The sequence below is a fragment of the Actinoplanes sp. NPDC024001 genome (assembly GCF_040638955.1).
GTDB lineage: Bacteria > Actinomycetota > Actinomycetes > Mycobacteriales > Micromonosporaceae > Actinoplanes.
Window position 1 is genome coordinate 34,044 of record NZ_JBEZZB010000001.1, and the last position, 26,409, is coordinate 60,452.

30 protein-coding genes are annotated in these 26,409 nt (G+C 70.4%); 9 read left to right on the plus strand and 21 right to left on the minus strand.

Features of this window, described 5'->3' with window-relative positions; all coding sequences use genetic code 11:
- Positions 1-272: 272 nt before the first annotated feature.
- Positions 273-1,163, minus strand: a complete 891-nt coding sequence (locus tag AB0F81_RS00190) for a helix-turn-helix transcriptional regulator (protein ID WP_360188531.1) — start codon at positions 1,161-1,163, stop codon at positions 273-275.
- A 286-nt stretch (positions 1,164-1,449) separates the two neighbouring features.
- Between AB0F81_RS00190 and AB0F81_RS00195 the strand changes: the two genes are divergently transcribed.
- Both AB0F81_RS00195 and AB0F81_RS00200 read left to right on the plus strand, forming a co-directional pair.
- Entirely contained in the window at positions 1,450-1,749 is a 300-nt protein-coding gene (locus AB0F81_RS00195; protein WP_360188534.1) for a hypothetical protein, read from the plus strand.
- Positions 1,746-1,931 carry a hypothetical protein gene (locus tag AB0F81_RS00200; protein WP_360188537.1) on the plus strand — a complete coding sequence of 62 codons (186 nt, stop codon included), beginning with the start codon at positions 1,746-1,748 and terminating at the stop codon, positions 1,929-1,931. Before AB0F81_RS00195 ends, AB0F81_RS00200 begins: the two co-directional genes overlap by 4 nt.
- Positions 1,932-2,910: 979 nt before the next feature.
- Here AB0F81_RS00200 and AB0F81_RS00205 read toward each other — a convergent pair.
- The gene (locus AB0F81_RS00205; RefSeq protein WP_360188540.1) at positions 2,911-4,098 is read right to left on the minus strand and encodes an FAD-binding oxidoreductase; all 1,188 of its coding nucleotides are present in this window, start codon (positions 4,096-4,098) and stop codon (positions 2,911-2,913) included.
- Entirely contained in the window at positions 4,056-5,132 is a 1,077-nt protein-coding gene (locus AB0F81_RS00210) for an LLM class flavin-dependent oxidoreductase (protein WP_360188543.1), read from the minus strand. The genes AB0F81_RS00205 and AB0F81_RS00210 overlap by 43 nt, the downstream gene beginning before the upstream one ends.
- Positions 5,133-5,231: 99 nt before the next feature.
- On the opposite strand from AB0F81_RS00210, the gene AB0F81_RS00215 reads away from it, so the two are divergent.
- Complete coding sequence (locus tag AB0F81_RS00215; RefSeq protein WP_360188546.1) at positions 5,232-5,516, plus strand: hypothetical protein; 285 nt, start codon at positions 5,232-5,234, stop codon at positions 5,514-5,516.
- Here AB0F81_RS00215 and AB0F81_RS00220 read toward each other — a convergent pair.
- The 8 genes from AB0F81_RS00220 to AB0F81_RS00255 all read right to left on the minus strand — a co-directional run bounded on the left by AB0F81_RS00220 (position 5,494) and on the right by AB0F81_RS00255 (position 12,885).
- Complete coding sequence (locus tag AB0F81_RS00220) at positions 5,494-6,330, minus strand: phosphoribosylaminoimidazolesuccinocarboxamide synthase (RefSeq protein WP_360188549.1); 837 nt, start codon at positions 6,328-6,330, stop codon at positions 5,494-5,496. The genes AB0F81_RS00215 and AB0F81_RS00220 overlap by 23 nt on opposite strands.
- 101 nt (positions 6,331-6,431) lie before the next feature.
- Positions 6,432-6,665, minus strand: a complete 234-nt coding sequence (locus AB0F81_RS00225; RefSeq protein WP_360188552.1) for a hypothetical protein — start codon at positions 6,663-6,665, stop codon at positions 6,432-6,434.
- A 112-nt stretch (positions 6,666-6,777) separates the two neighbouring features.
- Positions 6,778-8,001: an MFS transporter gene (locus AB0F81_RS00230; RefSeq protein ID WP_360188555.1), complete on the minus strand. Its 1,224-nt coding sequence runs from the start codon at positions 7,999-8,001 to the stop codon at positions 6,778-6,780.
- Between the two features lie 190 nt (positions 8,002-8,191).
- Complete coding sequence (locus AB0F81_RS00235) at positions 8,192-9,292, minus strand: PQQ-binding-like beta-propeller repeat protein (protein ID WP_360188558.1); 1,101 nt, start codon at positions 9,290-9,292, stop codon at positions 8,192-8,194.
- 64 nt (positions 9,293-9,356) lie between these two features.
- The gene (locus tag AB0F81_RS00240; RefSeq protein WP_360188561.1) at positions 9,357-9,971 is read right to left on the minus strand and encodes a DUF305 domain-containing protein; all 615 of its coding nucleotides are present in this window, start codon (positions 9,969-9,971) and stop codon (positions 9,357-9,359) included.
- Positions 9,968-10,792, minus strand: a complete 825-nt coding sequence (locus AB0F81_RS00245; RefSeq protein ID WP_360188564.1) for a lytic polysaccharide monooxygenase — start codon at positions 10,790-10,792, stop codon at positions 9,968-9,970. Before AB0F81_RS00245 ends, AB0F81_RS00240 begins: the two co-directional genes overlap by 4 nt.
- A gap of 90 nt (positions 10,793-10,882) precedes the next feature.
- Entirely contained in the window at positions 10,883-12,202 is a 1,320-nt protein-coding gene (locus tag AB0F81_RS00250) for a HAMP domain-containing sensor histidine kinase (RefSeq protein WP_360188567.1), read from the minus strand.
- The gene (locus AB0F81_RS00255; protein WP_360188570.1) at positions 12,199-12,885 is read right to left on the minus strand and encodes a response regulator transcription factor; all 687 of its coding nucleotides are present in this window, start codon (positions 12,883-12,885) and stop codon (positions 12,199-12,201) included. The genes AB0F81_RS00250 and AB0F81_RS00255 overlap by 4 nt, the downstream gene beginning before the upstream one ends.
- Before the next feature lie 36 nt (positions 12,886-12,921).
- Between AB0F81_RS00255 and AB0F81_RS00260 the strand changes: the two genes are divergently transcribed.
- Both AB0F81_RS00260 and AB0F81_RS00265 read left to right on the plus strand, forming a co-directional pair.
- Positions 12,922-13,542 (plus strand): DNA mismatch repair protein MutL, encoded by a 621-nt coding sequence (locus AB0F81_RS00260; protein ID WP_360188573.1) that lies wholly within the window; start codon positions 12,922-12,924, stop codon positions 13,540-13,542.
- A gap of 130 nt (positions 13,543-13,672) precedes the next feature.
- Positions 13,673-14,260, plus strand: coding sequence for a biotin transporter BioY (locus AB0F81_RS00265; protein WP_360189053.1), 588 nt, complete (start codon positions 13,673-13,675; stop codon positions 14,258-14,260).
- Here AB0F81_RS00265 and AB0F81_RS00270 read toward each other — a convergent pair.
- Entirely contained in the window at positions 14,241-14,678 is a 438-nt protein-coding gene (locus AB0F81_RS00270) for a MarR family transcriptional regulator (protein WP_360188576.1), read from the minus strand. The genes AB0F81_RS00265 and AB0F81_RS00270 overlap by 20 nt on opposite strands.
- Before the next feature lie 75 nt (positions 14,679-14,753).
- Between AB0F81_RS00270 and AB0F81_RS00275 the strand changes: the two genes are divergently transcribed.
- Positions 14,754-15,392 carry a maleylpyruvate isomerase family mycothiol-dependent enzyme gene (locus AB0F81_RS00275; protein WP_360188579.1) on the plus strand — a complete coding sequence of 213 codons (639 nt, stop codon included), beginning with the start codon at positions 14,754-14,756 and terminating at the stop codon, positions 15,390-15,392.
- Between the two features lie 340 nt (positions 15,393-15,732).
- Here the strand turns inward: AB0F81_RS00275 and AB0F81_RS00280 are convergent, their stop codons facing one another.
- Positions 15,733-16,452 carry a DUF2071 domain-containing protein gene (locus tag AB0F81_RS00280; RefSeq protein ID WP_360188582.1) on the minus strand — a complete coding sequence of 240 codons (720 nt, stop codon included), beginning with the start codon at positions 16,450-16,452 and terminating at the stop codon, positions 15,733-15,735.
- Positions 16,453-16,493: 41 nt separating this feature from the next.
- The gene (locus AB0F81_RS00285) at positions 16,494-16,865 is read right to left on the minus strand and encodes a hypothetical protein (protein ID WP_360188584.1); all 372 of its coding nucleotides are present in this window, start codon (positions 16,863-16,865) and stop codon (positions 16,494-16,496) included.
- Between the two features lie 221 nt (positions 16,866-17,086).
- Between AB0F81_RS00285 and AB0F81_RS00290 the strand changes: the two genes are divergently transcribed.
- Positions 17,087-17,419, plus strand: coding sequence for a metalloregulator ArsR/SmtB family transcription factor (locus AB0F81_RS00290; protein ID WP_360188587.1), 333 nt, complete (start codon positions 17,087-17,089; stop codon positions 17,417-17,419).
- Here AB0F81_RS00290 and AB0F81_RS00295 read toward each other — a convergent pair.
- From AB0F81_RS00295 to AB0F81_RS00320, 6 genes are all read right to left on the minus strand, one after another.
- On the minus strand, positions 17,416-18,708 hold the full coding sequence (locus AB0F81_RS00295) for a calcium-binding protein (protein ID WP_360188590.1): 1,293 nt from the start codon (positions 18,706-18,708) through the stop codon (positions 17,416-17,418). The two genes, AB0F81_RS00290 and AB0F81_RS00295, sit on opposite strands and share 4 nt — an antisense overlap.
- 61 nt (positions 18,709-18,769) lie before the next feature.
- Positions 18,770-19,651 carry a hypothetical protein gene (locus AB0F81_RS00300; RefSeq protein ID WP_360188593.1) on the minus strand — a complete coding sequence of 294 codons (882 nt, stop codon included), beginning with the start codon at positions 19,649-19,651 and terminating at the stop codon, positions 18,770-18,772.
- Between the two features lie 142 nt (positions 19,652-19,793).
- Positions 19,794-20,585, minus strand: a complete 792-nt coding sequence (locus AB0F81_RS00305) for a sugar phosphate isomerase/epimerase family protein (RefSeq protein WP_360188596.1) — start codon at positions 20,583-20,585, stop codon at positions 19,794-19,796.
- The gene (locus tag AB0F81_RS00310) at positions 20,582-21,724 is read right to left on the minus strand and encodes a dihydrodipicolinate synthase family protein (protein WP_360188599.1); all 1,143 of its coding nucleotides are present in this window, start codon (positions 21,722-21,724) and stop codon (positions 20,582-20,584) included. The genes AB0F81_RS00305 and AB0F81_RS00310 overlap by 4 nt, the downstream gene beginning before the upstream one ends.
- A complete protein-coding gene (locus AB0F81_RS00315; protein WP_360188602.1) occupies positions 21,721-22,866 on the minus strand; it encodes a Gfo/Idh/MocA family oxidoreductase in 1,146 nt (381 codons plus the stop codon). The genes AB0F81_RS00310 and AB0F81_RS00315 overlap by 4 nt, the downstream gene beginning before the upstream one ends.
- Positions 22,867-22,947: 81 nt before the next feature.
- Positions 22,948-24,051: a beta-eliminating lyase-related protein gene (locus AB0F81_RS00320; protein WP_360188605.1), complete on the minus strand. Its 1,104-nt coding sequence runs from the start codon at positions 24,049-24,051 to the stop codon at positions 22,948-22,950.
- 120 nt (positions 24,052-24,171) lie between these two features.
- Between AB0F81_RS00320 and AB0F81_RS00325 the strand changes: the two genes are divergently transcribed.
- Together AB0F81_RS00325 and AB0F81_RS00330 are read left to right on the plus strand one after the other, a co-directional pair.
- Positions 24,172-24,660 (plus strand): SigE family RNA polymerase sigma factor, encoded by a 489-nt coding sequence (locus AB0F81_RS00325; RefSeq protein WP_360188608.1) that lies wholly within the window; start codon positions 24,172-24,174, stop codon positions 24,658-24,660.
- Complete coding sequence (locus tag AB0F81_RS00330) at positions 24,657-25,706, plus strand: hypothetical protein (RefSeq protein WP_360188611.1); 1,050 nt, start codon at positions 24,657-24,659, stop codon at positions 25,704-25,706. Before AB0F81_RS00325 ends, AB0F81_RS00330 begins: the two co-directional genes overlap by 4 nt.
- Positions 25,707-25,731: 25 nt before the next feature.
- Here AB0F81_RS00330 and AB0F81_RS00335 read toward each other — a convergent pair whose 3' ends face one another.
- Positions 25,732-26,385, minus strand: coding sequence for a biliverdin-producing heme oxygenase (locus AB0F81_RS00335; RefSeq protein ID WP_360188613.1), 654 nt, complete (start codon positions 26,383-26,385; stop codon positions 25,732-25,734).
- Between the last annotated feature and the right edge of the window lie 24 nt (positions 26,386-26,409).

The following is a 26,409-nucleotide window of genomic DNA, read 5'->3' on the forward strand; positions in this document are numbered from 1 at the left end:
CGCCCCGCGGGGGTGCCCCAGGGCCGCCACAGTCGAGGCGCCAGGCGCGCAGGAGGGCCTGCCTCGCCGCAAAGGTTCGAAAGCCGCTACCGGCGGCGCAAGGGGCTCTGCTCCGGCGGCCGCGGGGCGTTGCGGCATTCGGATGCGGCCGCGCGGCGTTGGGGCGGAATGGCTGGGCGCGCTGTATCGGTTTCGGACGGGAACCGGGTTGGGGCTGGGAGGGGAACGGCTCGGGTGGCGCGGTGCGGACACAGTGCGTGTCGGGCACGTGGTCAGGCGGGGCGGCCGACCTCGTGCAGGAGCTTGCCGAGGATCTCCGGTGTGTGGTTCGGCGGCTCGGCGTCGATGCAGACGCGCTCCATCGCCATCGCGTAGTGGTCGACGTCCTCGCGCTTGTCCAGGTAGATCGCGCTGGTCAGCTGCTCGACGTAGACCACGTCGGGCAGTTCCGGCTCGGGGAAGCGCAGGATCGCAAACGGGCCGCCGGCCGCGGCGTGACCACCGGCGTGGAAGGGGATGATCTGGAGCCGCACGCTCGGCAGTTTCGACGCCTCGATCAGCGACTCGATCTGCTGGCGCATCACCTCGACGCCACCGATCGGGCGGCGCAGCACGGCCTCGTCGATGACCGCCCACAACTGGGGGCCACCCGGACGGGTAAGAATCTGCTGCCGGTGCTTGCGCACCTCGACGCGCCGGTCGATCTCCTCGGAGCTGGCGCCGGCATGTCCGAGCATGATCACTGCCCGCGCATACTCCGGCGTCTGCAGCAGACCGGGAACGAACTGGATCTCGTACGTCCGGATGAGCGAGGCGGCGGCCTCAAGCCCCAGGTACGACTGGAACCAGCCGGGAAGGACATCGCTGAAGTGATGCCACCAGCCCGGGTTGTTGGCCTGCCGGGCCAACCCGATCAGTGCCTCGCGCTCCTCGGGGTCGCTCACGCCATACATGGTCAACAGGTCCGCGACGTCGCGTTCCTTGAAGCTGACGCGGCCGAGCTCCATCCGGCTGATCTTGGATCCGGAGGCCCGGATCTCGTAACCGGCGGCCTCCCGGGTGATCCCGCGCGTCTCCCGCAGCCTGCGGAGCTGGGAGCCGAGCAGGATGCGCAGCACGGTTGGGCCGCCGCTCGGCGCCTCCTCCTGCGAACCCGCGCTCACCTGACTCCTCGTCGCTGCCTTGTGACTGCCCGATGCAGTCTTACGCATCCTAGAGCCGAGATCGTCCACTGCGAAACCAGCTCAAGAGTAGCCCCGCGCGTTTGCGCGCGCCGGATGCACGTGCATCCGGCCTTGCGAACGCACTTGATGACGAGCATGATAGCTGACAGACACGTACCGACTGCTAACACAGCGTGCCGATTGTTGGCTTGGCCGGCCGATGCGTCAGTTCTCGATGCCTGTCGCCCCCCGACACCCCGCCTCGTGACGTTCTAGGAGGCACCACATGTCGAATTGGAAGGCGTCCACGCCGACCGTCACACCGCCGCAGCGCGACCCTGCGGACGTGGCACCGGCCGAGAGCTACCGGCCGGCCGATCCGGTGTGGGTCTACCGGGACGGCTGGCGTGCCGGTGTGATCGAGGCGGCCTCCCCGCGGGCGGTCACGGTGACCTACCGTCCGGGCAGCCACCCAGGCACCGGTGTCGACACCTTCACCGCGCCCTATGTGACGTCCCGCGCCGACATGGACCCGGCGCTCGACCACCGGGGCCTGCACCTGGTTCGACGGAGCCCGCTCGCATGACGGGCGCGGTCACCATCTCAGCCGTCGTCGGTCTATTGAGCCTGTTCTCCGGCGTTGCCCTGGGGTGGTACCTGCGGCGCACCAACGACTGGTGCCCCACCTGCGGTGAGCAGCTCACCTGCGGCGCCTGCCCGGTCGGCGTCCACTGGCAGGAGCAGCCCGCGGCCGCCGGCCATAACTGACGCTCGTTTCGACGCGGCCACCCTCGTGGGATGGCCCTGCGATGTGGCTCTGAAGCCGGCCCGAGGTCGTCTCCTGCACGCAGCCGTGACCGGCGCGAAGGAACCAAGCCTCGCGGGCGCACAGACCGCGCATCGCTCGAGGCAAGAAACGCGGTCAGCCCGGGATCGAACCGTCCAGCTTCCTCTGCGCTGATGATTCGTCCGGCTTCCCACGCTGATAAATCCGTCCGGCTCGCTGCGCTGGTAATCCGTCCGGCTCCTGCGCTGATGGTTCGTCCGGCTCCTGCGCTGGTGGTTCGTCCGGCTTTCTTGTGCTGATGCTCAGAAGAGAGCAAGCTGGCCGCGTTCCGCTGCGGTACAGGGTCCTAGCGCCGCTGGCAACGATCGCGCCCGCACGGCCAGGACTGCCGCTCTGTGCATGCCGATTCCGCACTTGTGCCAGGTCAACGCTGGTAGCCGCCCGCGCCGAGACGCCGCTGAAGGCCCCATCCCGCGGGCGTGCGGAACATGCCGCCCTGCTCATGCTCACCGTCTTGAAATCGAGCGCCGCACCGAGCAAGGAGGCGGGTGCTGGGGACGGGTGAGCGGAGGGCCGGGTGCGAGCGACACGCGGCGTGAGCAACGGGAGAGGCGGACGGCGGGAATCAGGGCTGGAAGTCGGAGGTGGGAGCGCGACCAAGAGCGATGACGGCGCGGGAGCGGTCCACAGTGGGCGGACGTCGGCCGTCAGATGGCGCGAAAAGCGGCAGCACTCAATCGGGTGTATCGGGCAGCGCCAATGAGGGTTAGTGGGCTCCGGACAGGCAGCGACACCTGGGACAGCGGACGGATTGGGGCGTTTTGAGAAGACGGCAACCCGCCCACCGTGACCACTGACCGCCGCCGGCGGTCGCGCTGACCGGGAAGGACCCGGCAGGTGATCGCGTGTGACGGCGGGTGGTGTAGTTCGGCGGGCGGTGTAGCCCGTACGACAAAGGGTTTAAATGATGTTGAAGTTGTCGCGGAAGACGTTGTCGGGGTCGTAGCGGCGTTTGAGCTCGCGCAAGCGAGCGAGGGTGGCCGGCGGCCACGCCTCGCCGAGGCGCTCGGGGCGCTGGTCGGTCTCGAAGGACAGGTAAAGGCCGCGGAAGTGGGGTGCCAGCTCGTCCCAGGCGCGGTCCAGCAGGGCTTTGGAGCCGCCGAAGGCGACCACCGAGAAGCTGGCGGCGCGGTGGGAGTAGGCGGTCGCGTCGGGCGGCACGTCGGAGACGGCGCCGCCGACCGAGCGGACCTGGAAGAAGTAGACGGTGCCGGAAGAGATCAGGCGAGCGGCCGCGGCGGCGAACTCCGGGGTCAGATGATCGATGAGGCCGGAGCGCACGGCTGGCTCGCCCTGGCCGTCGTGCGGGGCGTCGGGGACGTTCATCACGCCTTCGTAGGGCACCAGCTGTACCTGCTGGTCCAGCAGCGGGGCGACGCCGGCGATGGGGGTGAACCGCTCGATGATGGTGTCCGGTTCGGCGGAATCGACCACGCCATAGATCTGTGCCAGGGCCCGGCCACGCCGCGGCGGACCCATGATCAGGTTGGTGGTGACGTCTCGCGGCGCCGCCTCCATGGCAGCGCCCCAGCGTTCCAGCAGGGTGGCGCCGTCGGAGGCGTCGAGCACGAACTGTCCGAAACCGACCATGCCTACCTGATCGACTTCGAACTCGAACGCGGTGACGACGCCGAAGTTCGCGCCGGCGCCGCGGACCGCCCAGAAGAGGTCGGCGTTCTCCTCGGCGTCGGCGCGGATCCGGCTGCCGTCGGCGAGGACCAGTTCGGCGGCGCGCATCCGGTCGATGGTGAGGCCGTGCTCGCGGGCCAGCCAGCCGATGCCGCCGGCGGTGGCGAGGCCGCCGACACCGACGCCGCCGTAGTCGCCGCTGCTCAACGCCCAGCCGTGCGGGGCGAGCGCGGCCGCCACGTCCTTCCAGCGGGCGCCGGCTTCGACGCGGACCAGGCGTTTCTCCTCGGAGAGCACCTCGATCGCGCTGAGCTGGGAGACGTCGATGACGATGCCGCCGTCGTTGGTCGAGCGGCCGCTGATGCCGTGGCCGCCGCTGCGGACCGCCAGGGGGACGTCCTGATCGCGGGCGAAGGTCAGCGCCGCCGCGACCTCGTCGACGTTGCGGGGGCGCAGCACCAGGCCGGGCGCGCCGCCGCGCAGATAGGTGGAGCGGACCCGGCGTACTCGAAGTCGCCGGGTTCGATGGCGACCGCGGTGAGCTGCTCGGGGAGGCCGTCGTAGTCGATGCCGTCACGACGTTTCGCCAGCGCGGCCGCGGGGCGCACCAGGTCGGTGGAGACGCCGCCGGCGGCGCGCTCGCGGGCGACCGCGGCCCGCAGCGCGGGGACCACCTCGGTCGCGAAACGTTCCAGCTCGTCCGGGTCGTCGGAGCCGAGGATGAACGTGCCGACGCCGTCCTGCACGGCGAGCGGCAGCAGCTCGTCCAGCCACTGCGCGGCGGATTTCGCCGGGTCGCCGAAGACGTTGAGCAGCCGCCGGATCTCGCGAGGATCCCGGCCGGCCTTGCGGGCGGCCGCGTCGATGGTCTCGTTGCCGGCCGCCAGCGCGCCCGGCTTCAGGTACGGGAGCGACGGCAGCCAGCCATCGGCTTTCGCGCCGACCAGGCGGAGCATGCGCGGACCGTACGCACCGACCCAGATGGGCAGGTCGTGCGCCGGCGCCGGGCCGCGTTTGGCACCGGTCAGACGGAAGTACGTGCCGCCGTAGCGCAGTTGGGCGCGCTCGTCGGTGCGCCACAGCTCGCGGATCACGTCGATCGCCTCGCCGAGCTGATCCACCGACTCACCGGGAGTACGCCGGGTGACGCCCATCGCCTCCATCGCGTCCCAGAACCCGCCGGCGCCGAGCCCGAAGGCCAGCCGCCCACCGGACAGCAGGTCCAGGCTCGCCGCGGCCCGGGCCAGCACCGGGGCGGGACGCATCGGCACGTTGAGCACGTTGCCGGCCAGACCGATCCGCTCGGTCCGGGCGGCCACCCAGCTCAGCAGGGTCCAGGTGTCGAGGAACCCCGGCTGGTACGGATGGTCCTGGAAGGTGACCAGGTCATAGCCGAGTTCCTCGCTGAGCCGGGCCCGGGCGACGACCGCCTCCGGGTCCGCGTTGGCCGGGGTCAGGAAGGTCCCGAACTGCAGCGGGTGACCGTAATCCACCCGTTGATCGTAGGCCGGTTTATCGGGATGATCCGCCTGGTGCCGGCCGTGCAACAGGAGGTCCGTTATTTCTGCCGATTCATGGGTACGGGGCTCGCCGTGCTCGAACCGACAGAAGACCAGACCTACCGCGGCGTGGTGGCGCACCTGCTCATCGACGACGCGCAGTTCGCCCGGCGGATCGACCGCGCAGGACGCCCACCGCGGTGGTGGGGCGTCCTCGCGGTTCTGCTGTGGACGATCGCGCCGATCTGCATCATCTTCGGCGGATGGACCGGCCTGATCGAAGCCGTGCTGGCCGCCGGTTACGGGTCCTACCTGCTGCGCAAACGGCAGCGCTGGGCGGCCGCGGCGGCCCGATTCAGCGCCAGCGATCGCCGGTGAGACGTTCGTAGACCTCGACGTACCGGTTTCGGGTGGCCTCGACCACCTCGTCCGGAATCTCCGGCCCCGGCGCGGTCCGGTCCCAGTCGGTGAGCCCCGCCGACCAGTCCCGCAGGAACTGCTTGTCCAGGTAACGCGGCACACTGCCCGGCCGCCACTCGTCGGCCGCCCAGAACCGCGACGAATCCGGCGTCAGCACCTCGTCGCCGAGCTTCAGCACACCGCTCGCGTGCCCGACCTCGATCTTCGTGTCGGCGATGATGATGCCCTTGGTCGCCGCGATCTCCGAACCCCGCCGGTAAACCTCGAGCGTGACCCGGCGCAGCTCCTCGGCCAGCTCCTTGCCCTGGCTCTCGACCACCTCGTCGAAAGTTATCGGCCGGTCGTGACCACCGCCGACCGGCTCCTTCGTGCTCGGCGTGAAGATCGGCTCGGGCAGCTGGGAGGACTCGACCAGGCCTTCCGGCAGCCGGTTACCGGAGATCGTCCGGTCCCGCTCGTAGTCCTTGAGGCCGGAGCCGGCGAGATAGCCGCGCGCGATGCACTCGACCATCACCATCTCCAGGCGCTCACACCGGATGGCCCGGCCGGACCACTCGGCGGGCACGTCGGTGGCGGAGATGACGTGGTTCGGGATCACGTCGGAGAGCTGGTCGAACCACCAGAGGGAGAGCTGGGTGAGGATCTTGCCCTTGTCCGGGATCGGCGTGGGCAGGATGACGTCGTAGATCGAAATCCGGTCGGAGGTGACCAGGAGGAGGTCGTCGCCGTCGGCGTAGACGTCCCGGACCTTGCCGGAGTGCAGGAGCTCCACGTGTTCCCCTCGGTGGTGTGGCGGCCTATCCGCGTTCACCGTAACGACCTCGTAGCCGACGACTCGCGCCGACGTCGCAGCTGGGTCCAGGGATGACCGCTTTAGAGATCAGGGAATGCTTGCTCCAAGATCTCCACTAGCTCCTTGGCCCGAGCGCGGTCGATCTGGATGGTCTGGCTTACCTTCTTCTCCGATTTCCGCTGATCTGAGCCATAGGTGCTTAGTTGAAGATAGGTCTCGCCGCCATGGCTGAGCACCTGCCAGCCGCATTCGACCTCTGTCTTGTGACGGCCCTTGCCATCCTTGCTCGGGAAGAACGAACCGATGACTGCCACGTCTTCGGACCTCCACTAGGTGACCCACGAGCCCGCCGCTCCGTGAAGTCCAGAAAGCCTACTGCCTCCCCACCTGTCAGGTAGGGAGGCAGTAGATGCTTCATTTTCGGCGTTAGGCGGGCTGCTCGACCGGCCGCCCCATGACGAAGGACAGGTTTAGCTTGCGGCCCTTCACCCGGGCCAGGGCGATCCCGCCCGCCACCGCCGCCGCCGTGGTTACCGCGCCGGCCAGGGTTAGGGCGCCTCGGGCGCCCAGGGAGTCGCACAGCCAGCCGATTGCCGGGGCGCCCACGATGCCGGACAGCGACGACACGATGCCCACCGTGGCCAGGACACGACCGCGCATCTCCTCCTTCGTGTCCAGCTGGATGCGGGTCGAGACGACCGTGTCGAAGACCACCGCACCCGCCGCGATCGGGAGGATCAGGGCGGCGAAGCCGAGAACGTTCGGGGCCAGGCCGGAGCAGAACTGCAAGGCGCTGATCAGGAAGCCGGTGCCCAGCAGGACCCGCAGCGTGGACTTGCCGGTGCCGGCCAGCAGCAGACCGCCGGCCACCGCGCCGACGGCGAAGACCGTCGACAGCAGACCATACGAGCCGGACGAACCGCCCAGCGGGCCGGAGACCATCGCGGCCATCGACACCTGGTAGTTGCGGCCCAGCGAACCCAGCACGAACGACAGCGCGAGCACGATCAGCACGACCGGCTGGCGGATCAGGTAGCGCAGGCCGGCGATCACGCCACCGTCGGAGGACGACGCGCGGGCCAGGTCGCGCATCTCGCTGCTGCGCATCATCAGCAGCGAGGCGATCACCGCGAGATAGGAGACCGCGTTGATCAGGAACAGCATGGTCGGGCCGGTGATGCCGATCAGCACGCCGCCGAGGGCCATGCCGCCGATCCGGCCGGCCGAGCTGAGCACCGAGCCGAGCGCCAGTGCCGAGCCGAGCGCCTCACGCGGGACCAGCGACGAGCCGAAACGGCCGAGCACCGGGCCCTCGAAGGAGCTGATCACGCCGGAGGCCAGGGCCACCCCGTAGATCGCCCAGTTGCCGGCGGGCAGCACCAGGGCGAGCGCGAGCAGGGCACGGATGGCCTGGCAGGCGATCAGCACCGGCCGGGCCGGGAGCTTGTCGGCGAGCGCGCCGCCCCAGCTGCCGAGCAGCAGCACGGGCAGGGACTGCAGCATCACCACGGCGCCCATGGCCGTGGCCGAGCCGGTCGCCGACAGGATCAGCCAGTTGAGGGCCAGCACCTGCATCCACGTTCCGCCGACCGAGACCAGGTCAGCGGCCGCCCACAGACGGTAGTTGCGCTCTCGAAGCGGCGCGAACATCGGAGCCAAGGTGGCGGCACCTCCAACAGGAAAGCGACGCCGGCTTTCGGCGTCGCCTTCCCATCGGGCCGGGCTCGCGTTCCGCTTCGCCCATTCGACCCGGCACACCGCAAACGCAACCCAGATGGTTGCGCTGCCTCAGACGTACGGAAGCGGCTCCCCGAAAACAACCGAGCCGGTCCCGTGGCCACTACCGGGCGTGGGCCCCGAGCACACCACCGTTCACCTGGTAGAGCCGTCCGCCGGCAACGATCACCCGGCCCGGGTAGGAACGGCCCACCCGTCCCCCGTCGGCCGCCCGCAGAACGGTGCTCCCGGCGTACAGAAGATCGGCGGCCCGGACCGGCTGCCCAGCGTCACCGGTCAGCCGGGTTTTCCACAGCGACGCCCCGGTGCCGGCGTGCAACGCCTCGACGTCCCGCCCGTCGGCGCGATAGACGCGCTGCCCGTCGGCCGCGATCAGCTCGCTCGACTTCCCGTTCGCGATCCACCGGATCGCGCCGGTGGCCGCGTCGAGCGCGCCCAGGTTGCTGCCGGTGTCGGTGGCGTAGAACCGGTCGGCTCGCGGGCTCGCGGCCTGCGCCTTCCAGATGCCGTCGCGGGACCAGCGGGTGACGCCGGTGCTGATGTCGACGGCCGTGGTCGGCCCGGTGGGCACACCGAACCCGTCGGTCGCGTGGATCAGCAGGACGCCGTCGGCGGAGACGCCGGTGGTGCCGTGGTTCGGTTTGCGCCAGAGCAGTTTGCCGTCGCGGACCCGGTGGGCGACGACCGCGTCCTCGTCCGACGGCGAGGAGCCGGAGATCGCCACGATGCCCTTGTCCACGACCACCGAGCCGATGGGCATGTCCATCGGCAGCGTCCATCGTGGCTGGCCGTTCGCCAGGTCGAGGGCGGTGAGTTTGCCGTCCGGGTCGCTCTGCGAGTTGCAGCCGCCGTTGGCGGCGATCACCAGCCCGTCGGCGACGGCCAGGGCCGGGGTGTCGTTGTCGAGGCGGTCGTCCCAGTCGTATCGCCAGCGCACCGAACCGTCGGCGGGCGAGTAGGCCGAGATGCCGAGCATGTCGGTGGTGACGAGCCGGTCGCCGGAGAGCACCGGTGCCGACGGGCCGGAGCAGCTGGCGTCCGCCGTACGCAGCTTGACCTGCCACTTGGTGGCTAGTCGGCCCACGCTGCCGGCGTTGATCACGGTCTCGGCGGGGTTGAAGTGGCTGTCCTCGGCGTCATATCCGGGGTGGTCCCAGAGGGGCGCTGCCGTCAGCGACAAAACTAGAGCAAGGGTACGAATCACAAAAATCAGTGTGTTGAGTTCGGGGGCGATTCGCGCCCGAACTCAACACACTGATTGGCGAATGTCAGCCGGCGAGCAGCTTCAGCATCTGCTGCACCTGGTCGGCGCGGGACTGCTTGACCCGCTCCGCGAACTGCTTGGCCAGCTCGTTGCCGCCCTTGTCGATCTCCAGGTCGGCCACCTCGATGGCGTTGTGCTGGTGCGCCAGGAAGAGGTTCAGGAACGCCGTCTCGAACTTCTTGTCCTTGATCGTCCGCAGCGACTCGATCTCCTCCTCACCGGTGCTGGGCAGGCCGCCGTGGTCGGCGTGCAGGCTGACCCGCTTGTCGACCGTGGTCGGCTTGCCCCACTCGGTGAGCCAGTTCTTCATCATGGTGATCTCGTCCTTCTGGGTGGCCTGGACGGCCTGCGCCAGTTCGACGATCTCCGGGCGCTGGGCCCGCTTCGCGGCGATCTCCACCATCTCCAGCCCCTGCTCCTGGTTGTCGACCAGCATCTGCAGGAACATCACGTCGGTGTCGTTGAAGGTGGCACCGGCGGTGATCTCGGAGACGTTCTTGACGTTCTGGGTCTGCGCGACCGCGCTCGCGGGCGCTGCGGCGTCCTTGCTGGTGTCGGTGCCGCAGGCTCCCAGCAGCAGCGGCGCGGCCAGCGCGAGGACTACGAGCCGGCGCTTCACAGCGGCAGCCAGAGGGCGAGCGTGAAGATCGACGGCTCCCAGCTGTTGATCGACTTGTGCGACTGGCGGCACTGGTAGGAGACGCCGTTGTAGGTCACCACGTCACCGGTCCTGTACGCCACTCCCGGCGCCCACTCGCTGCCGGTCGCCGGCGCCGTGGTGCTGGTCGGGGCCGTCGTCGGCGCGGTGGTCGGCGCCTTCGTCGGTGCGGTCGTGGTCGGGGCCGTCGTCGGCGCGGTGGTGGGCGCCTTGGTAGGAGCCGTGGTCGGGGCGGCCGTGGTCGGCGCGGTGGTCGGCGTCGAGGAGCCGCCGCCACCAACGTTCAAGTCCACGCAGCTGTAGAAGGCCGCCGCGGTGTCGCCGATGTTCCACACGGCGCGCACCGTCTGCCGGCCGGGGAACTTGCTGAGGTCGACCTTGTGCGAGACGGAAGCGTTGGGGATCGCGTTGTTGTCGTTGAACGTGGCGACCTTGGTACCGCCGACGAAGTATTCCCAGGTGGCGGTCCGGTGCCGGGCGGTCAGCACCCAGTTGAACGTCACCGAGCTGCCGACGTTGGTCACGCGCCAGGCCTTCGAGTTGTCGTTGAGCACCGCGAAGTTGGCGTTTCCACCGTTGCACTGTGTTGAGCCCTTCGGAGCCTCGACGCTCTGCGGCTCGAACTGGATGGCACCACAGTTCGTGACCGTGCCCGCGGCGCACTGCGCCTGACGGCTCGGCGGCGAGGAGACGTATCCGTGTGCCAGGGCGGGTGACGCGACAACCACGGTCGAAGCGACCATCCCGAGGGTAGCCAGCGGGTAGGCGATCTTCCTGCGCATGTCAGCTCTCCGAACATGTCGTCCTGGCAGTTACGAGCCGGAACGTTATGGGGAGCTGCCATAACGGAGCCTTAAAGAGACCGAAAACCCTTATGAAACCGCTCGGCGCCGGCGTCGTGGCTGGTCAGCGGGCTCGATGGGGGCGGCGTGCAGGAGAAATCCGATCCGGGCACCGCCCAGAGGACTACGGTCGAGCACCATTTGCCCACGCACAGTTTCGGCAGCCCGCCGGACGATGTCCAGACCCAGACCGGTCGACCCGGCGCCGCTGAAGCCGCGCTTCACCGCGTTCTCCGGGTCCGGGATGCCGGGGCCGGCGTCGTCGACGAGCAGCCCGCTGGCGGAGACGATGACCCGGAAGGCGGTCCCGTCCGGGGTGTGCGAGAAGACGTTGCCCAGCAGCGCGTCCACCACCAGGATCACCTCGCTCGGCGGCATCGGCACCAGGACCGGCTCGTTGCCGCCGACCACCTCCCACGGCCGTTCCTGGTCCTCGGCCAGCACCGACCAGAAGGCCAGCCGGTCGGCGAGCACCTCGACCAGGTCGCACTGCTCGGTGCCGCGCTTCTCGATACTGCCCAGCCGCGCGCCCGTGATGATCGCTTCGAGTTCCTCGTCGAGCAGGTCACAGGCCTGCCGCATGCGTTCCGCGATCGGGCCGGGGGGCATCGCCTCGACGTCGAGGCGCAGGCCGGTCAGCGGCGTACGCAAGCGGTGGGAGAGGTCCGCGGCCAGCTCGCGCTCGCGGTCCAGCAGCCGGCGCAGGTCGTCGGCCATGGTGTTGAAGTCGTGGGCCGCGTCGCGCAGCTCGCGCGGGCCGGTCGGGGTGATCCGCTCGTTCAGCTCGCCGCCGCCGAGGCGGCGGGTCGCCGCCGCGAGCTGGCGGGTGGCCTTGACCAGCTGACTGCCGAGGCGGTCGGCGAGCAGCACCGAGCCGCCGACCAGCACGACCGCCAGCCCGCCGAGGGCGAGCCAGGCCGACCAGACCCCGCGCCGGGTCTCCTCCGCCGGCACGAAGACCTCGACCACGACGGTACGGCCGTCGGTGAGCACCGTGGGTTGCAGATAGGCGATGCCCCCGGTCGCCTCGGCGGTCGCCGAACGCCGCTCCTGCACGGCCCGCTGCACCGTCGGCCTGCTCAGGTGCGACGTGCCGATCGGTTCCAGGCCGGGCAGGTGGATGGCGAGTTGCCCGGCGCTGCCCGCCGCCGTGCTGGCGACCGCGTTGGTGAGCGCGACCAGGTCGTTGTCGACGCCGAGCACCGTCACCATCGCGGTGGCCTGCTGCCGGGCCTCGGAGATCGCCCGGTCGTAGGCGATCTGCCGGACCGCCACCGCCAGCGGCACCAGGAACGCCAGCGCGACCATCGAGGTGATGGCCAGCGCCAGGCGGTTCAGCGCCCACCTCATTGCGGATCGACCATCATGACGCCGACTCCTCGGACGGTGTGCAGGAAACGGGGCTTCGCGGCGGTCTCGCCGAGTTTGCGGCGCAGCCAGGAGATGTGGACGTCGATGGTCTGCTCCTCGCCGATCCGGGCCTGCTGCCAGACCTGGTTCATCAGCTCACGCCGGCTGATCACCTGGCCCACCCGCTCGGCGAGGTACGCCAGCACGTCGAACTCGCGCCGGGTCAGCTGCAACGGCTCACCCCGCAACTCCACCCGGCGCTGCCTCGGCATGATCACCAGCTCACCCACAGTGATGGTGTTCGGCTGCTGCTCCTGGATGGTCCGCGCCCGGCGCAGCACCGCCGAGATCCGCGCCAGGATGTGCCCGCCGCTGAACGGCTTCGTCACGTAGTCGTCGGCGCCGGCCTGCAGCAGGGCGATGATGTCCGCCTCGGAGCGCCGGGCAGTGGCGACGATCACCGGTACGTCGGAGACGGTCCGCATCATCCGCAGCGCGTCGGTGCCGTCGATGTCGGGCAGCCCGAGATCGAGAATGACCAGGTCCGGCCGCTCCTGGGTGACGATCCGCAGCGCCTGGGCGGCCTGCCCCACCGGGCGTACGACATGCCCGGCGTCGGTCAGCGCACGGGTCAGTGCGGCCGTGATGATGCGGTCGTCCTCGACCAACAGGATCATTGCCATGGCGTAAACCATAGGGCCAGGTGAGAGGATGCCCTCGTGCGATCTTCCAGGTGGTTGCCGGTAGCCGGGTGGTGCGTGGCCACGGCGACCAGCATCGTGCTCTCGTCGTTCGCGCTGTCCCCGGTGCTGAACGCGGCACGCGCCGACGAGGAGGCGCTGCCGGATCTCGATCAGCTGCCGCCCGCCGAGGTGGCGGTCACCGCGACGGTCTCACCGACCCCACCGCCGGCCGTGCCCGAGCGTCCCGAGCCGTCCGCCTCGTCGTCCAAGCCGGTCCGCGCGGTGCCGTCCCGGACGAGCCGGAAACCCACCACGAAACCGACCACCGCGGCACCCACCACCGCGCCCACCACGCCCGCCACCACGAAGCCGTCGACGAGCACGGAGAACGGGTGGACGGTCACCACGGGTGACGACGGCGTGAAGACGTATGTGCGCTCGTTCCGCTGCGACGGCGGCACGGCCGTCATCAAGATGACCAGCCGGGGCACGGTCGCGCTGGTCACCGCCACCCCGGCGGACGGGTTCACGGTGCAGAAGACCGGCTCCGACACGAACCTCGCGGTCTACTTCACCTCGACCGGCCGCAGCTTCGTCATCCACGCCCAATGGTGGAACGGCGCGCCCCTGGTCGAGGTCAGCGAGATAGGCGGCTGACGCCGGTCTGTGGCCATCACCACAACATCACATTCGTCCCGCACCTCTGCCTTTCCGGCGGCTCGCGATCTAGGGTTCCCTCCAAGGTGTACAGGAGGGGTCTAGCGTGACCGACGGCGTGTTCAGCACGATGGTTCCCGGGCGCCCGACCGGTGTCCTGGCTGACGTGTGGGGCCGGTCCGCGGTGCGGGACGTGATCCTCGTCGTGGGTGCCGCGGCCACCGTGGGCGCCGCCGCTCAGATCGCGATCCCGGTTCCTGGTTCGCCGGTGCCGATCACCGGGCAGACCTTCGCCGTGCTGCTGGTCGGTGCCACGCTCGGCGCCTACCGCGGTGCGGCGGGCATGCTGCTCTACGCGGTGGCCGGCGCGCTCGGTGTCCCGTGGTTCGCCGACGGCACCGCCGGCTGGCCCGCCGCGACCGCTGGGTACCTTCTCGGCTTCATCGTGGCCGCGGCGCTGGCCGGTCAGCTCGCGGCGCTGGGTGCGGACCGCCGGCCTGGCTACACGATCGCGCTGATGGCCGCCGGCAACGCGTTGATCTATCTCATCGGGGTGCCCTGGCTCGCCTTCGCCACCGGCATGGACCTGACCACCGCGATCAGCAAGGGGCTCACCCCGCACCTACTCGGTGACCTGCTGAAGACCGCGCTCGCGGCCGCCCTGCTGCCGGCCATCTGGTCGCTGGTGGGCCGGCGGGTCACGCGAACGGATCGGTGATCTGCCGTAACCGGGTGAGCGCCTCGCCCAGCTGAGCCATCCGGCGCGCGCCCAGATGCGCGGCCCACTCGGCCTCCACCTCGGCGACCGCACCGGCGGCGATCCGCGCGGCGGCCCGGCCACGAGCAGCGATCCGGACCAGTTTCGCGCGGGCGTCGCCGGGATCGGCGACCCGCTCGACATAACCGGCCCGCTCCAGCTGGTCGACCAGGAAACCCGCGGTCTGCTTGGTCACCTGTGCCTGCTCGGCGAGCTCGACGAGCCGGGTGCCGCCCGGCCCGATCCGCTGGAAGACCCGTGCCTGGGCGAGGGTGATGTCGTCGAAGCCGGCCGCGACGACCGCGTCGAGGACCCGCTTCTCCATCGCCCGATAGGCGACGAACATCAGCACACCCACGTTCAGGTCGTCTTGCGGCATGTGACAACTCCTTGACGACTGGTCAGACAGCCTGACCATATTAGTCAGAGATTCTGACTTTCAAGGGAGCCCGTCATGGAGCCTCAGGAGTGCTGGACCGCCATCGCCGGGCAGCGCCGCGCGGTCGCCGAGCTGCTGGCCGGGCTGGCCACCGCGGAGTGGGAGACGCCGTCGCTCTGCGCGGGGTGGCGGGTGCGTGACGTCGCCGCCCACCTGGCGATGACACCGCTGCCACCGGGCCCGCTGATCATGGCGGCCGAGGCGATCCGGGCCGGTGGGCGGTTCCACCGGTTCAACCACGTGATGGCCGTGCGCCACGCTCAGCGGCCCACCACCGAGCTGGTCGCCGAGCTGCGCGAGCATGCCGGTTCCCGCCGGCTGCCCGCGGTCACCACCGTCAGCAACGCCCTGTTCGACGTCCTGGTGCACAGCCAGGACATCGCCGTGCCGCTCGGCCGGCGGCTGCCGATGCCGACCCGCGCCGCGGCCGCCGGGGCCACCCGGGTGTGGACCATGGGCTGGCCGTTCTGGGCCCGCCGCCGCTTCCGCGGCGTTCGCCTCACCGCCACCGACACGGACTGGTCGGTGGGCGCCGGACCGGAGATCACCGGCCCGATCGAGGCCCTGTTGCTGCTGCTGACCGGGCGCGCCGCCGCGCTGCCCCGGCTCACCGGCGCGGGCCTGGCCCACCGGTCGGCAACCGCAACCGAATGATCCGGTTTCCTCGCCCGGGAGCGGGTAGGCAGTCACCGGCAGGAGGTGATTCGCGTGGGTCACGAGAGCATCCGCGTCGTAATGATCACGAACGAGCCGGCTGCCGGATCACGGCATCGCCGGCGGAAATCCGATCGGCGCCGGCCGGACAACCGCCCTCCTGCGCCGTCGCGCCCACCGACCGCTGCGCGCGGGTCAGCCGCGTCGAACCGCTACGGGGCGTGACCGCCACTGTCCGGCGGGTGGCGGCGCTGCTGCGCTACGCGGACGCGCGCCGCTGAATTAGTACACAGGCTGGGTACACAGGCTGTGGATAACTCGAACTGGTGTGCGAATCCGGTCAGCGGATGATCCGTGGAAGTCCGATCCGGGTTCGCACGCCGGGAGCGGCGTGCACCAGCGGCGCGCCGTGCGGCTGCGGCAGGCCGGCCGCCTCAGTGAGGTTCTGCCGCAGCTCGACGACCTCGGCCCGGTGCAGCACCCAGGGCGGGTGCCACACGTCCACGGTGACGAGGCGGCCCATCTTCACGGTGTAGAGGCGGTGCCGGCTGGTCAGGAAATGATCGAGTTCGCCGAGCTCCGGCTCCGGGATCTCGGCGCCGGAGCGGACGCCGATCCGGTAGGCGGCACCGCGCGGCTCGTACCGCCGGGTGCCCTCGTAGGTGGTCAGGTCGCCCTGCGTGCGCAGGGACATCCGGGCCCAGCGGTAGGGCAGGCCGAAGCCGGCCCGGGCCAGCGCCACGGCCGGCAGCCGGGACGCGTCGAGGGAGAAGAACCAGATCCCGGTGCCGCCGTCCGGCCCCTGGACGTAGGTGCGCAGATTGGTCTCCGGGAAACGCGACAACCACGGCAGCTCGGGGATCCAGGGCGGGCGCACCTCGCACATGAGGAACGGGATGAGCCCCACCCACACGTCGCCGTCGATGGTGTGCGGCGTGAGCTCCGCCGGCAGCAGCCGGCGCACCGCGTCCGCCGGGTAGCGCCAGTGCAGGAACGTCAACTGCCGCCACTGCTGGATCATCATCGCGGTGCCGACCTCGGCCATCGGCGGAGCGAACAAGACGATCACCTCCCGGCACAAGTCTGCGCCAGGAGCGGCGGTCAGATGTCCAGGTTTCCCTCGATCCGCTTCAACTGGTGCCGGGCCAGCGCCAGGTTGGCCCGCTCCTTGTAGAGCGCCAGGTAGAGGAAGAGCCCCTGCCCGGAGCGCCCGGTCAACGGTCGGACCAGGTGGTACTGCGAGTCCAATGTGACCAGGATGTCCTCGATATTCTCGCGCAGACCGAGCATCTCCATGGTGCGCAGTTTCGCCCGGATCACCTCGGTGTTGGCGGCGGCCGCCACCGTCAGGTCGAAGTTCTTGTCGCCGCCGGCGATGCCGAGCGCCATCCCGCTCGATCGGTCGACGAGCGCGGCGCCGATGGCGCCGTCGATCTGCATCGCGTCCTTGAGGGCTACGTCCATGTCCGGCATCTCGGGTCCTCCCACTGGCTTGCTCGGGTCTGCGCCGAGCGTGTCGGACCCCGGCCGGATCGGGTCGCACACGATGTCCGGCTCGGCCGCTGCGGACCGTGGGATTGATTACATGTCCGATCGGTGAGTTGAAGACTTCTGCAACTCCGAAAATCCGTACATGCCGTTACCGGGCCGGCGCCCTCGCAGTTGAGCGGTGGGTAGAGCCAGGAGGACGCGCCGTGTCAGTGCCGCTGTACCAGGCGAAGGCCGAGATGTTCCGGACCCTCGGCCATCCGGTCCGCATCCGCGTGCTGGAGCTGCTCCAGGACGGTCCGAAGCCGGTCCGCGACCTGCTCGCCGAGATCGACGTGGAGGCGTCGAACCTGTCGCAGCAGCTCGCCGTGCTGCGCCGGGCCGGGATAGTGGTGTCGTTCCGCGAGGGCCCGCTGGTGATGTACGCGCTGAGCACCCCGGATGTCGCCGACCTGCTCGCGGCAGGCCGGCGCATCCTCGGAGCGGTGCTCACCGATCGCGACGGGCTCCTCGTGGAGCTCCGCGCTCATCGGTCCTAACGGATCCGGACTTCCTCGCAGTCGGCGTTGCGGTCCTGGCCGCCGACGACGCACACGTCGGTGCCGACCCCGCCCTCGATCTGGTCGACCGCGTTGTCCCGCCAGTCGCCGACGAGGTAGTCGTTGCCTTCCTCGCCGACCACCACGTCCGAGCCGCCGAGGCCGAAAATCGCGTCGTTGCCGGGCCCGCCGTGCAGGTCGTCGTCGCCGGGCCGGCCGAGGAGGGTGTCGTTGCCGCTGCCGCCGGTGATCTGCTCGACGTCGGTGGCGATGGTGTCGCCCTCGCGGTCGGCGCCGTCGTCGCCCTTGACCCCGTCCGCGTCCGCGGTGACCGACGAGGTGAAGTACGAGCCGTACGTCACCCAGTCATAACCGGCGCCACCGGAGTAGTAGTCGGCGCCCTGCCCCTCCCTGTCACCGTCGTTCTGGATCGCGTCGGTGTAGATCCGGTCGCCGCCGGCCTCGCCGTAGACCCGGTCGTTGCCGTTGTCGCCGTGCAGCTCGTCGACGCCGGCGCCGCCGTAGAGGACGTCGTTGTCGTAGTCACCGCGCAGGTAGTCGTCGCCGGCGCGGCCGTAGAGAACGTCGTTGCCGTCCTCGCCGAGCATCCAGTCCCGGTCGTTGCCGCCGTCGAGGAAGTCGTTGCCGCCCTGGCCGAACATCTCGTCCAGGCCGTCCTCGCCGTAGATCCGGTCCGCGTTCGGGCCGCCCCAGATGGTGTCCTTCGCCGCGCCGCCGTAGATCACGTTCGCGCCGGTCCACACCCGGATGTGGTCCTCGCCGGAGCCACCCCACACCTGGTTCGCGCCGGTCCAGGCCTGGATGTCGTCGTTGCCCGCGCCGCCCCAGATCTTGTCGGAGCCGGTGTCGCCGTTCAGCTTGTCGCCGGCCGGGCCGCCGATGATCGAATCGCCGGCGCTGCCGCCGGACGCGGTCATCGGCAGGTTCGTCGAGTTCCGGATCGAGTCGACCCGGTCGTACGTGTAGACGACCACCCGGGCCGGCGCCGTCGCCGGCTTGCACTTGACCTTGGTCTTGTCGCGCTTGACCGCCTTGCAGCCGCTGCCGGCCTTGACCGCGACCTTGTCGTCAATGGTGATGGTGTTGCCCGAGCGGGTCACCACGACTTTGTTCTTCTTCTTCTTCGCTGCCTTGTACTGCACCGTCGTCCCGACGACCGACGCCACACCGGCGGTGGTCGCGGCCTGCGCGGGTGCGGCGAGCGCTCCGGCGGAGACAGTGGTGATGAGGGTCAGAGCGACCCGGGGCAGCCAGACGGAACGAACCATTATGGACACTCCTGGTGGCTCCGGCGGCGAAGTGCCGCACGGTGCTGAAGATCGTAAAGGTTCACCGATTCTTTGCGCTGCCCCGAAATACCCGCCCGGCCGGCAGGAGGGCGAGCAGGGCGAGCGCCCGGCCGTACCGCGCGGACCGGCGCGCCGGCGGCTCGACGGGCTCGGCGACCACCGGCAGGGGTGCCGGGGGCGCCGCGGGCAGCGGGATCATCGGGCCGGCGGCCAGGCACACCAGGCGCAGCCGGTCGGCGAGCTCGGCCATGGTGTCCACCTGCGGAATCGGCGCCAGCGCCTGGTCGATGAGCACGGTCAGGCCGGGCCAGACCGCGAGGATCCGGCCGTCGTCCACGCTGTCGCCGGGCCAGGGACTGCCGGTGACCAGCTGGAACAGCAGGAGGGTCAGGCTCACCACGTCGCCGCCGGGCGTCGGGGTGGCGGCGACCACCGGCGCGGCGAACTCGGTGAGCAGCGGGACGCCGGACGCGTCGAGCCGGATGTCCGCCGGCCGCAGCCGGCCGTGCGCCATCGGCGGGCGCATCGAGTGCGCCCAGGCCAGCGCGTCAGCCAGCGCGATCACGATCTGCAGCGCCTCGGCCGGCGACGGCGGCCGGTCGCCGGCCATCGCCTCGGCGAGGGTACGGCCGTCGACCTCGTCGAGGACGAGCCAGGGTCGCCCGGTGGCGGTGATCCCGCCGCACCGGACCGGCACGATCGACGGGTGGCGGCCGAGTCCCACCGTGGCGGCGCAGTAGGCGGCGAAGGCGGCCTCCTCGGCACGCCCGCCCAGATAGCGGTGGAAGAGCTTGAGCACGGCCCAGCGCCCGGCACGCTCGTCCCACGCCCGGTAGGTGTCGGCCTCGGTGCCGGTCCCCGTCCGTTGCAGCCGGGTATAGCCGGCCGGAGTGTCGATTCCCGGACCGCGCGCCGCGTCCACCTATCAGCCCCCTGGAGAAGATCCCGGCAGTGAGACTACGACCCGGTGTCTTCCTCAAGATCATCCGAAGGGCCGAACCGGGACCGGGCTGCGTGGTCGCCGTTGACCCGCCCGGTCCCGGAGTCTTTCGCACCCGCGGGCGTCAGATCGACCGGTAACCGGCGATCGTCGCGGCCAGGATCTCCGGACCCGGCCGCTGCCAGAGTTCCTCGTTCATCACCTCGACCTCGATCGGGCCGGTGTAGCCCGCCTTCGCCACCGCGTCGTGGAACGCGCGCATGTCGACGCAGCCGTCGCCGGGCAGCCCGCGACCGGTGAGCACCCCGGCCGGCAGCGGGGTGATCCAGTCGGCCAGCTGGTAGATCGCGATCCGCGGGCCGGCCTGCTCGATCTTCGGCAGCACGGTGTCGTCCCACCACAGGTGGTAGGTGTCCACCGTGACGCCGACCTGGCCGACCGGGTGCTGCTCGGCGATCGCCATGGCCTGGTCCCAGGTGCTGATCACGCAGCGGTCGGCCGCGTACATCGGGTGCAGCGGCTCGATCGCCAGCGTCACCCCGGCGGCGGCCGCGTGCGGCACCAGCTGGGCGATCGCGTCGGCGACGTGCGCGCGGGCGCCGGCGATGTCCTTCGACCCCTCGGGCAGCCCGCCGGAGACCAGGACCAGCACGCCGGTGCCCAGCGCGGCGGCCTCGTCGATGGCCCGGCGGTTGTCGTCGAACCAGTCCGGCGCCTGGAAGAAGCCGGAGCGGCAGAGCGTGGTCACCGACAGGCCGGCATCGCGGACCAGGGCGGCGGAGCGCTCCAGGCCGTACTCGGCGACCGGTTCCCGCCAGAGCGCGACCTTGTCGACCTCCGCCTCGACACAGCCCTTCACCAGGTCGGTGAGCGCCCAGTGCTTCGCGGTGATCTGGTTGAAGGAGAAGCGATTCATCCGGCCATCACCTCGAAGAACCTGTTGGCGCGGTGCGCGGCAAGGGAGGGGTCGGGCAGCAGGCCGGCGGCGTCGGCCAGCTCGATCAGTTTGGCGAAGTGCGGCACCGACCGGCCGGACTGCAGGCCGCCGACCATGGTGAAGTGCTCCTGGTGGCCGGCGAGCCAGGCCAGGAACACGATGCCGGTCTTGTAGTAGAAGGTCGGCGCCGTGAAGATGTGCCGGGACAGCGGCACGGTCGGCTCGAAGATCCGGTCGTACTCCGCCAGGTCACCGCGGTCCAGCGCCGCGAACGCGGCCGCGGCGGCCGGTGCGATCGCGGCGAAGATGCCGAGCAGCGCGTCCGAGTAACCTCGCTCGTCGCCGCGGATCAGCTCCGGATAGTTGAAGTCGTCACCGGTGTAGAGCCGCACGCCCTCCGGCAGGCGGCGGCGCAGCCGGATCTCGTGGTCGGCGTCGAGCAGCGAGATCTTGATGCCGTCGACCCTGGCTGGGTTGCTGTTGATCAGCTCCAGCACGGTCTCGGTGGCTTTGTCCACGTCGGACGAGCCCCAGTAACCTTCCAGCGCCGGGTCGAACGCGGTGCCGAGCCAGTGCAGGACGACCGGCTTGTCCGACTGCTCCAGCAGTTCACCATAGATGCGGAGGTAGTCGTCGGCGTCGCGAGCCGTGGCGGCCATGTGCCGGCTGCACATCAGCACCGGAGCGGCCCCGGCCGTAAGCACATCGGCGAGCTGCTCGGCGTACGCCGAACGCACTTGATCGAGGGACGCCGGACCCGGCGCCAACTGATCGGTCGCGACCCCCGCAACGATCTTGCCGCCGCATGCCGCGGCCGAAGCCGCGCTGCGGCGAATGAGTTCCTTGGTGGCCGCGTAGTCCAGACCCATGCCGCGCTGCGCGGTGTCCATCGCCTCGGCGACACCGAGACCGTGCGACCAGAGGTGGCGGCGGAAGGCCAGCGTGGTCTCCCAGTCCAGCACCGCGGGCGCACCCGGCGCGTTCTCCGCGAGCGGGTCGGCCACCACGTGGGCGGCGGCGTAGGCGACCCGGCTGCTCGGCGGCCCGGCCGGCTTGGCCCACGGACCCTGGGTGGAGAGGGTCAGCCTCCGCCCGCCCGGCAGATTGACGATGCTCATGCCAGCTCGATCCGCCGGCCCTCGCGCGCCGACTGCAGCCCGGCCTCGGCCAGCCGGACGCCGCGGGCGCCGGAGGCGAAGTCCCAGTGGAACTGCTCGCCCGCGACGACGTGCCGCAGGAACGCCTCCCACTGCACCTTGAAGCCGTTGTCGAACTCGTCGTTGTCCGGCACCTCGGTCCACTGGTCGCGGAAGGAGGTCCCGCTCAGCGGCAGGTCCGGGTTCCAGACCGGCTTCGGCGTGGTCGCCCGGTGCTGGATCTTGCAGCCGCGCAGGCCGGCCACCGCGCTGCCGAGGGTGCCGTCGACCTGGAACTCGACCAGCTCGTCCCGGTTCACCCGGACCGTCCAGGAGGAGTTGAGCTGGGCGACGATGCCGCCCTCCAGCTCGAAGATCGCGTACGCCGCGTCGTCGGCGTCGGCGTCGTATTCCTCGCCGCGCTCGTCCACCCGCTTGGTGATGTGCGTGGCGGTCGTGCACTGCACCCCGCGGACCGCCCCGAACAGCTCCTCCAGCACGTAGTTCCAGTGCGGGAACATGTCCATCACGATGCCGCCGCCGTCGGCCAGCCGGTAGTTCCACGACGGGCGCTGGGCGACCTGCCAGTCACCCTCGAAGACCCAGTAGCCGAACTCGCCGCGCACCGAAAGGATCTGCCCGAAGAAACCACCGTCGATCAGCCGCTTCAGCTTGCGCAGGCCCGGCAGGAAGAGCTTGTCCTGCACCACACCGTTGCGCACCCCGGCCGCGGCGGCCAGCTCGGCCAGCTCCTCGGCGGCCGCGGAGCTCTCCGCGAGCGGCTTCTCGGTGTAGATGTGCTTGCCGGCGGCGATGGCCTGCCGGATCGCCTTCTCCCGCTGCGCGGTGACCTGGGCGTCGAAATAGATCTCCACGTCCGGCCGGGCCAGCGCGGCGTCCAGGTCGGTGGTCCACTCGGTCAACCCGTGCTGTGCCGCGATCGCGGCGAGCTTGTCCGGGTCCCGGCCGACCAGGATGAGCTCCGGCCAGATGTGCCCACCCCCGGCCAGCGGCACGCCACCCTGCTCGCGGATCGCGAGCAGGGAACGGACCAGGTGCTGCCGATAGCCCATCCGACCGGTCACCCCGTTGATGACGATTCCGATCGATCTGCGCGCTGCCATGCGACTCCTCCGAGCGATCTGTAGGAAAGCGCTTTCCTGCTGCTGGCAGCGTAGGCTCAAAAGTCACCTCCGGACAAGGGCCTATCTCGTGTTACGAACCCGCTGCAACAAACGGTGGCCCGCTTCGGTGACGTCGTCCACCGTCCACTCCAGAGCCGCGGCGGCTGCCGTCACCTCGGTCATCGCATAACCCGGCACGTCGCTGTCCCGCCAGCCGCCGACGAACCAGACCTTCTCCTGCTCGGCGAGAGCCAGCACCGCGGCGTCCAGCACCCGGGCCGGGAACGGCAGCCAGAGGCGGAACTGATGCGTGTGCGGCGGCAGCGGATGCACCCGCGCGCCGGGCAGGGTGGAGAGAGCGGCGGCGATCGTACGGGCATGCCGCACGAACCGGGGAATCCGGGGCAGCTCCCGCTCCAGCCCGGCCAGCGCGATCAGGGCCGCCGGCCACTGCTGGAACACGTTGCCCCCGTAGCGGTGCCGCCAGGCCCGGGCGTACGCCGCCAGCTCCGCACTGCCGGCCAGCGCCGCACCGCTGATCCCGTCGACGGACTTGTAGAACGACACGTACGTGCTGTCGGCCAGCGCCGCGACCTGCCGCAACGAGTGCCGCAGATAGGGCGTGGACTCCCAGATCCGGGCACCGTCGAAGTGCACCCGCGCCCCGGCCGCCCGCGCCGCCACCCCGGCCGCGGTCAGCTCGGACCAGGTCGGAAGGACGAACCCGGCATCGCGCAGCGGAAGCTCGACGACCACGGTGCCGACCGGCTCGTCCAGCGCGGCGATCTCGGCCGCGGTCGGGTTCCGCGGCTCGGCGGTGGACCAGACGGCCCGCAGACCGGTCAGCTCGGCGTACGCGTGGCGCTCGTGAACCTCCTGATGCCCGAGCGGGTGCAGCGCGACCGCGGCCCGGCCGGTGCGGTCGGCGCCGTGACGCAGCGCCACCTGCTGCGCCATCGTCCCGGTCGGGAACCAGACCGCGGCCTCCGTGCCGAGCAGGCCGGCCACCCGCTCCTCCAGCACGGTCACCGGCCCGTCGCCGTAGAAGTCGGGAAGCTCGTCCAGGTCGCCGCCGGCATCAAGGTCGGCCAGACGCTCACGCATGGTCACCGGCCGAATGCCGGAGAGGATCCGGTCGCAGGCCCGCATGGCGGCCAGGCGATGCTGCCGCGTGTTGTCCGACATCGCCGGATACTCCCAGAACGCGCCGGGATCGGCCAGCCCGAGGACTGCCGCCGCACAACACATCCGGGCCGGTTCGCATTCATCAGGATGTAGCGAGTCCACCGAGAGAGGATCGACCGGATGCGGTTCGAGGAATTCGCCGGCGCACGCCTGCCGTCCCTGTTGCGGTGCGCGGTGCTGCTGTGCGGCGATCCGGAAGAGGCGCAGGACATGGTCCAGGAGGCGCTGACCCGCACGCTGGTCAAATGGGACAAGATCAAAAAACTCGACGAACCGTACGCCTACGTGCGCCGGATCGTGACGAACGAGTTCCTCTCCCGGCGCCGCCGGCGACGGGTGCGCACCGTGCCGCTGACCGCGGAACAGGACTGGGCCGCGCCCGCGATCCCGCCACCCGACGACGGTGGCGAACTCTGGCGGATGCTGGCCGAACTGCCCCGCCAGCAGCGGGCCGTGCTGGTGCTGCGCTATTACGAGGGCCTCAGCGATCAGGAGATCGCCGACACCCTGGGCTGCCGGGCCGGAACCGTCCGGGGATATGCGAGCCGGGCGCTCGCCGCTCTGCGCATCGAGATCGAGAACGACCAGACCGCGGGGGCGCTGTCATGACCACACTGGACGAACTGCGCCGGACCCTGGAGGAGCGGGCCACCACGGCGCCGGACGGGCACGGCCTCGTGCAGGCGGCCCAGGTCGGTGCGGCGCGGGTGCGCCATCGGCGCCGGGTCACCCGGGTGATCCTGGGTGCGGGACTGGCGCTCGCGGTCGCGGTGGGCACGCCGGTCGTGGTGCAGCAGCGGCGGGCGGCCCCCACTCCGGCAATCGTGCCGGACCGAGCGCGGCTCGCCGACGAGATGACGCTGAACATCGATCCGGCCGCGGGCATCCGGGTGGGCCAGTGGGGTACGAGCGCCAGCGGACAGTGGCTGGAGGTCTTCGTTCCCACCTCGACCGGCAGGGATTACCAGGCGCATGTCGCGGCCTATCCGCCCGGTCATCCGGAACGGAAGGCATATCCCGGCCAGACCGTCGAGATGACGGAGAGCCAGGGCCGGCCCGCCAGATATCTTCACGGCTCGCACCTGGAGATGCTGGTCTGGCGGGACGCCGGCGGCAATCAGATCAGCGTCGAGCGCCGCGCATTTCCGTTCCCGGACGGGCCAGGCGCCTCGTCCCCGGCTCAGGACAGCCTCGATCGGGCGACGCTGCAGAAGATCGCCGAGGCCGTCCGGTTCGAAGCACCTCGCAAGATCAGGATGCCGATCCGGTTCGGTCCGCTGCGCGACGGCCTCCGTTTCGGGAGCATGAGCGTTCAGCACGACGAGCCGCAGCGGGTCCAGGTCGTCATGGCCATGGAGTATCCGAACACCCGGTCGGACAACCGGCGACAGATCGACATCTTCGTCACGACGGGCCGCCGGAACGGCGAAGAGTCCGGCCTCACCGCCGTCCCGGACATCAACGGCTATCGGGCGTGGTACGGCCCGTATGGCGACAACAAACGCCGCAACCTGCTGCTGCTCCAGGTCGGCCAGTGCTCGCTCGAGTTCATCACCAGCCCCGGCATGACCCGGCAGCAGATCATCGACCTGTCCACCGAGGCCAAGCTCATCCCCTGCGAGCAGGTCGATGCCTGGGAGCCGCCGATCAGTTGACTCGGCGCCGGTCGCCCGGCCGCTGTCAGGCGGCCGGGGCGAGGTCGTCGGGGTAGGCGGCGCCCAGCTCTTGGAAGATCGCCCCGTTGAAGGTGAAGGCCAGCTGGGCCTCCGCGACGACCTCGACCAGCTCCTCCTCGGGCAGGTCCAGCGCGTCCAGCCGCTCCCGGTACGCCGTCTTGTAGGCCCGCGTGTCGGGAATCTTCTCGAATCGGTAGAACGCGGTGCCGGCCCGGTCCAGACCGTAGGTCCCGGCGAGGGAACGGCCGATCAGCTGACCACCGCTGAGGTCACCGAGGTAGCGCACGTAGTGGTGGGCGACGAAGTGACCCGGCGAGGTGCGGCAGTACTCCCGCAGGCGCTCGATGTAGCGCTCGGTCGAGGCGAGCGTCGTGATCGTGGACTCCCAGCCCGGGCCGTAGAGGTGGGCCAGGTCCGCCTCCAGGGCGGGCACCCGGAACAGTGCCGGGTCCGCGAATCCGCCGGCCACCGGGTTCGTCCGCATCTCGGCGGCGGCCGCCTCCAGCTCCCGGTAGACGGCCAGGTATTGGGCGGTGAGCTGGGCGAATCCCTCCAGCGGGACGGTGCCGGCCAGCAGGCGCGAGATGAAGGTCCGGTTCTCGGCCTCCCGGTGCTCGACCATGGTGGCGCGTCGGATGCGAGCTGCGAAACCGCTCATGTCGGCTCGTCCTTCCTGATGCTG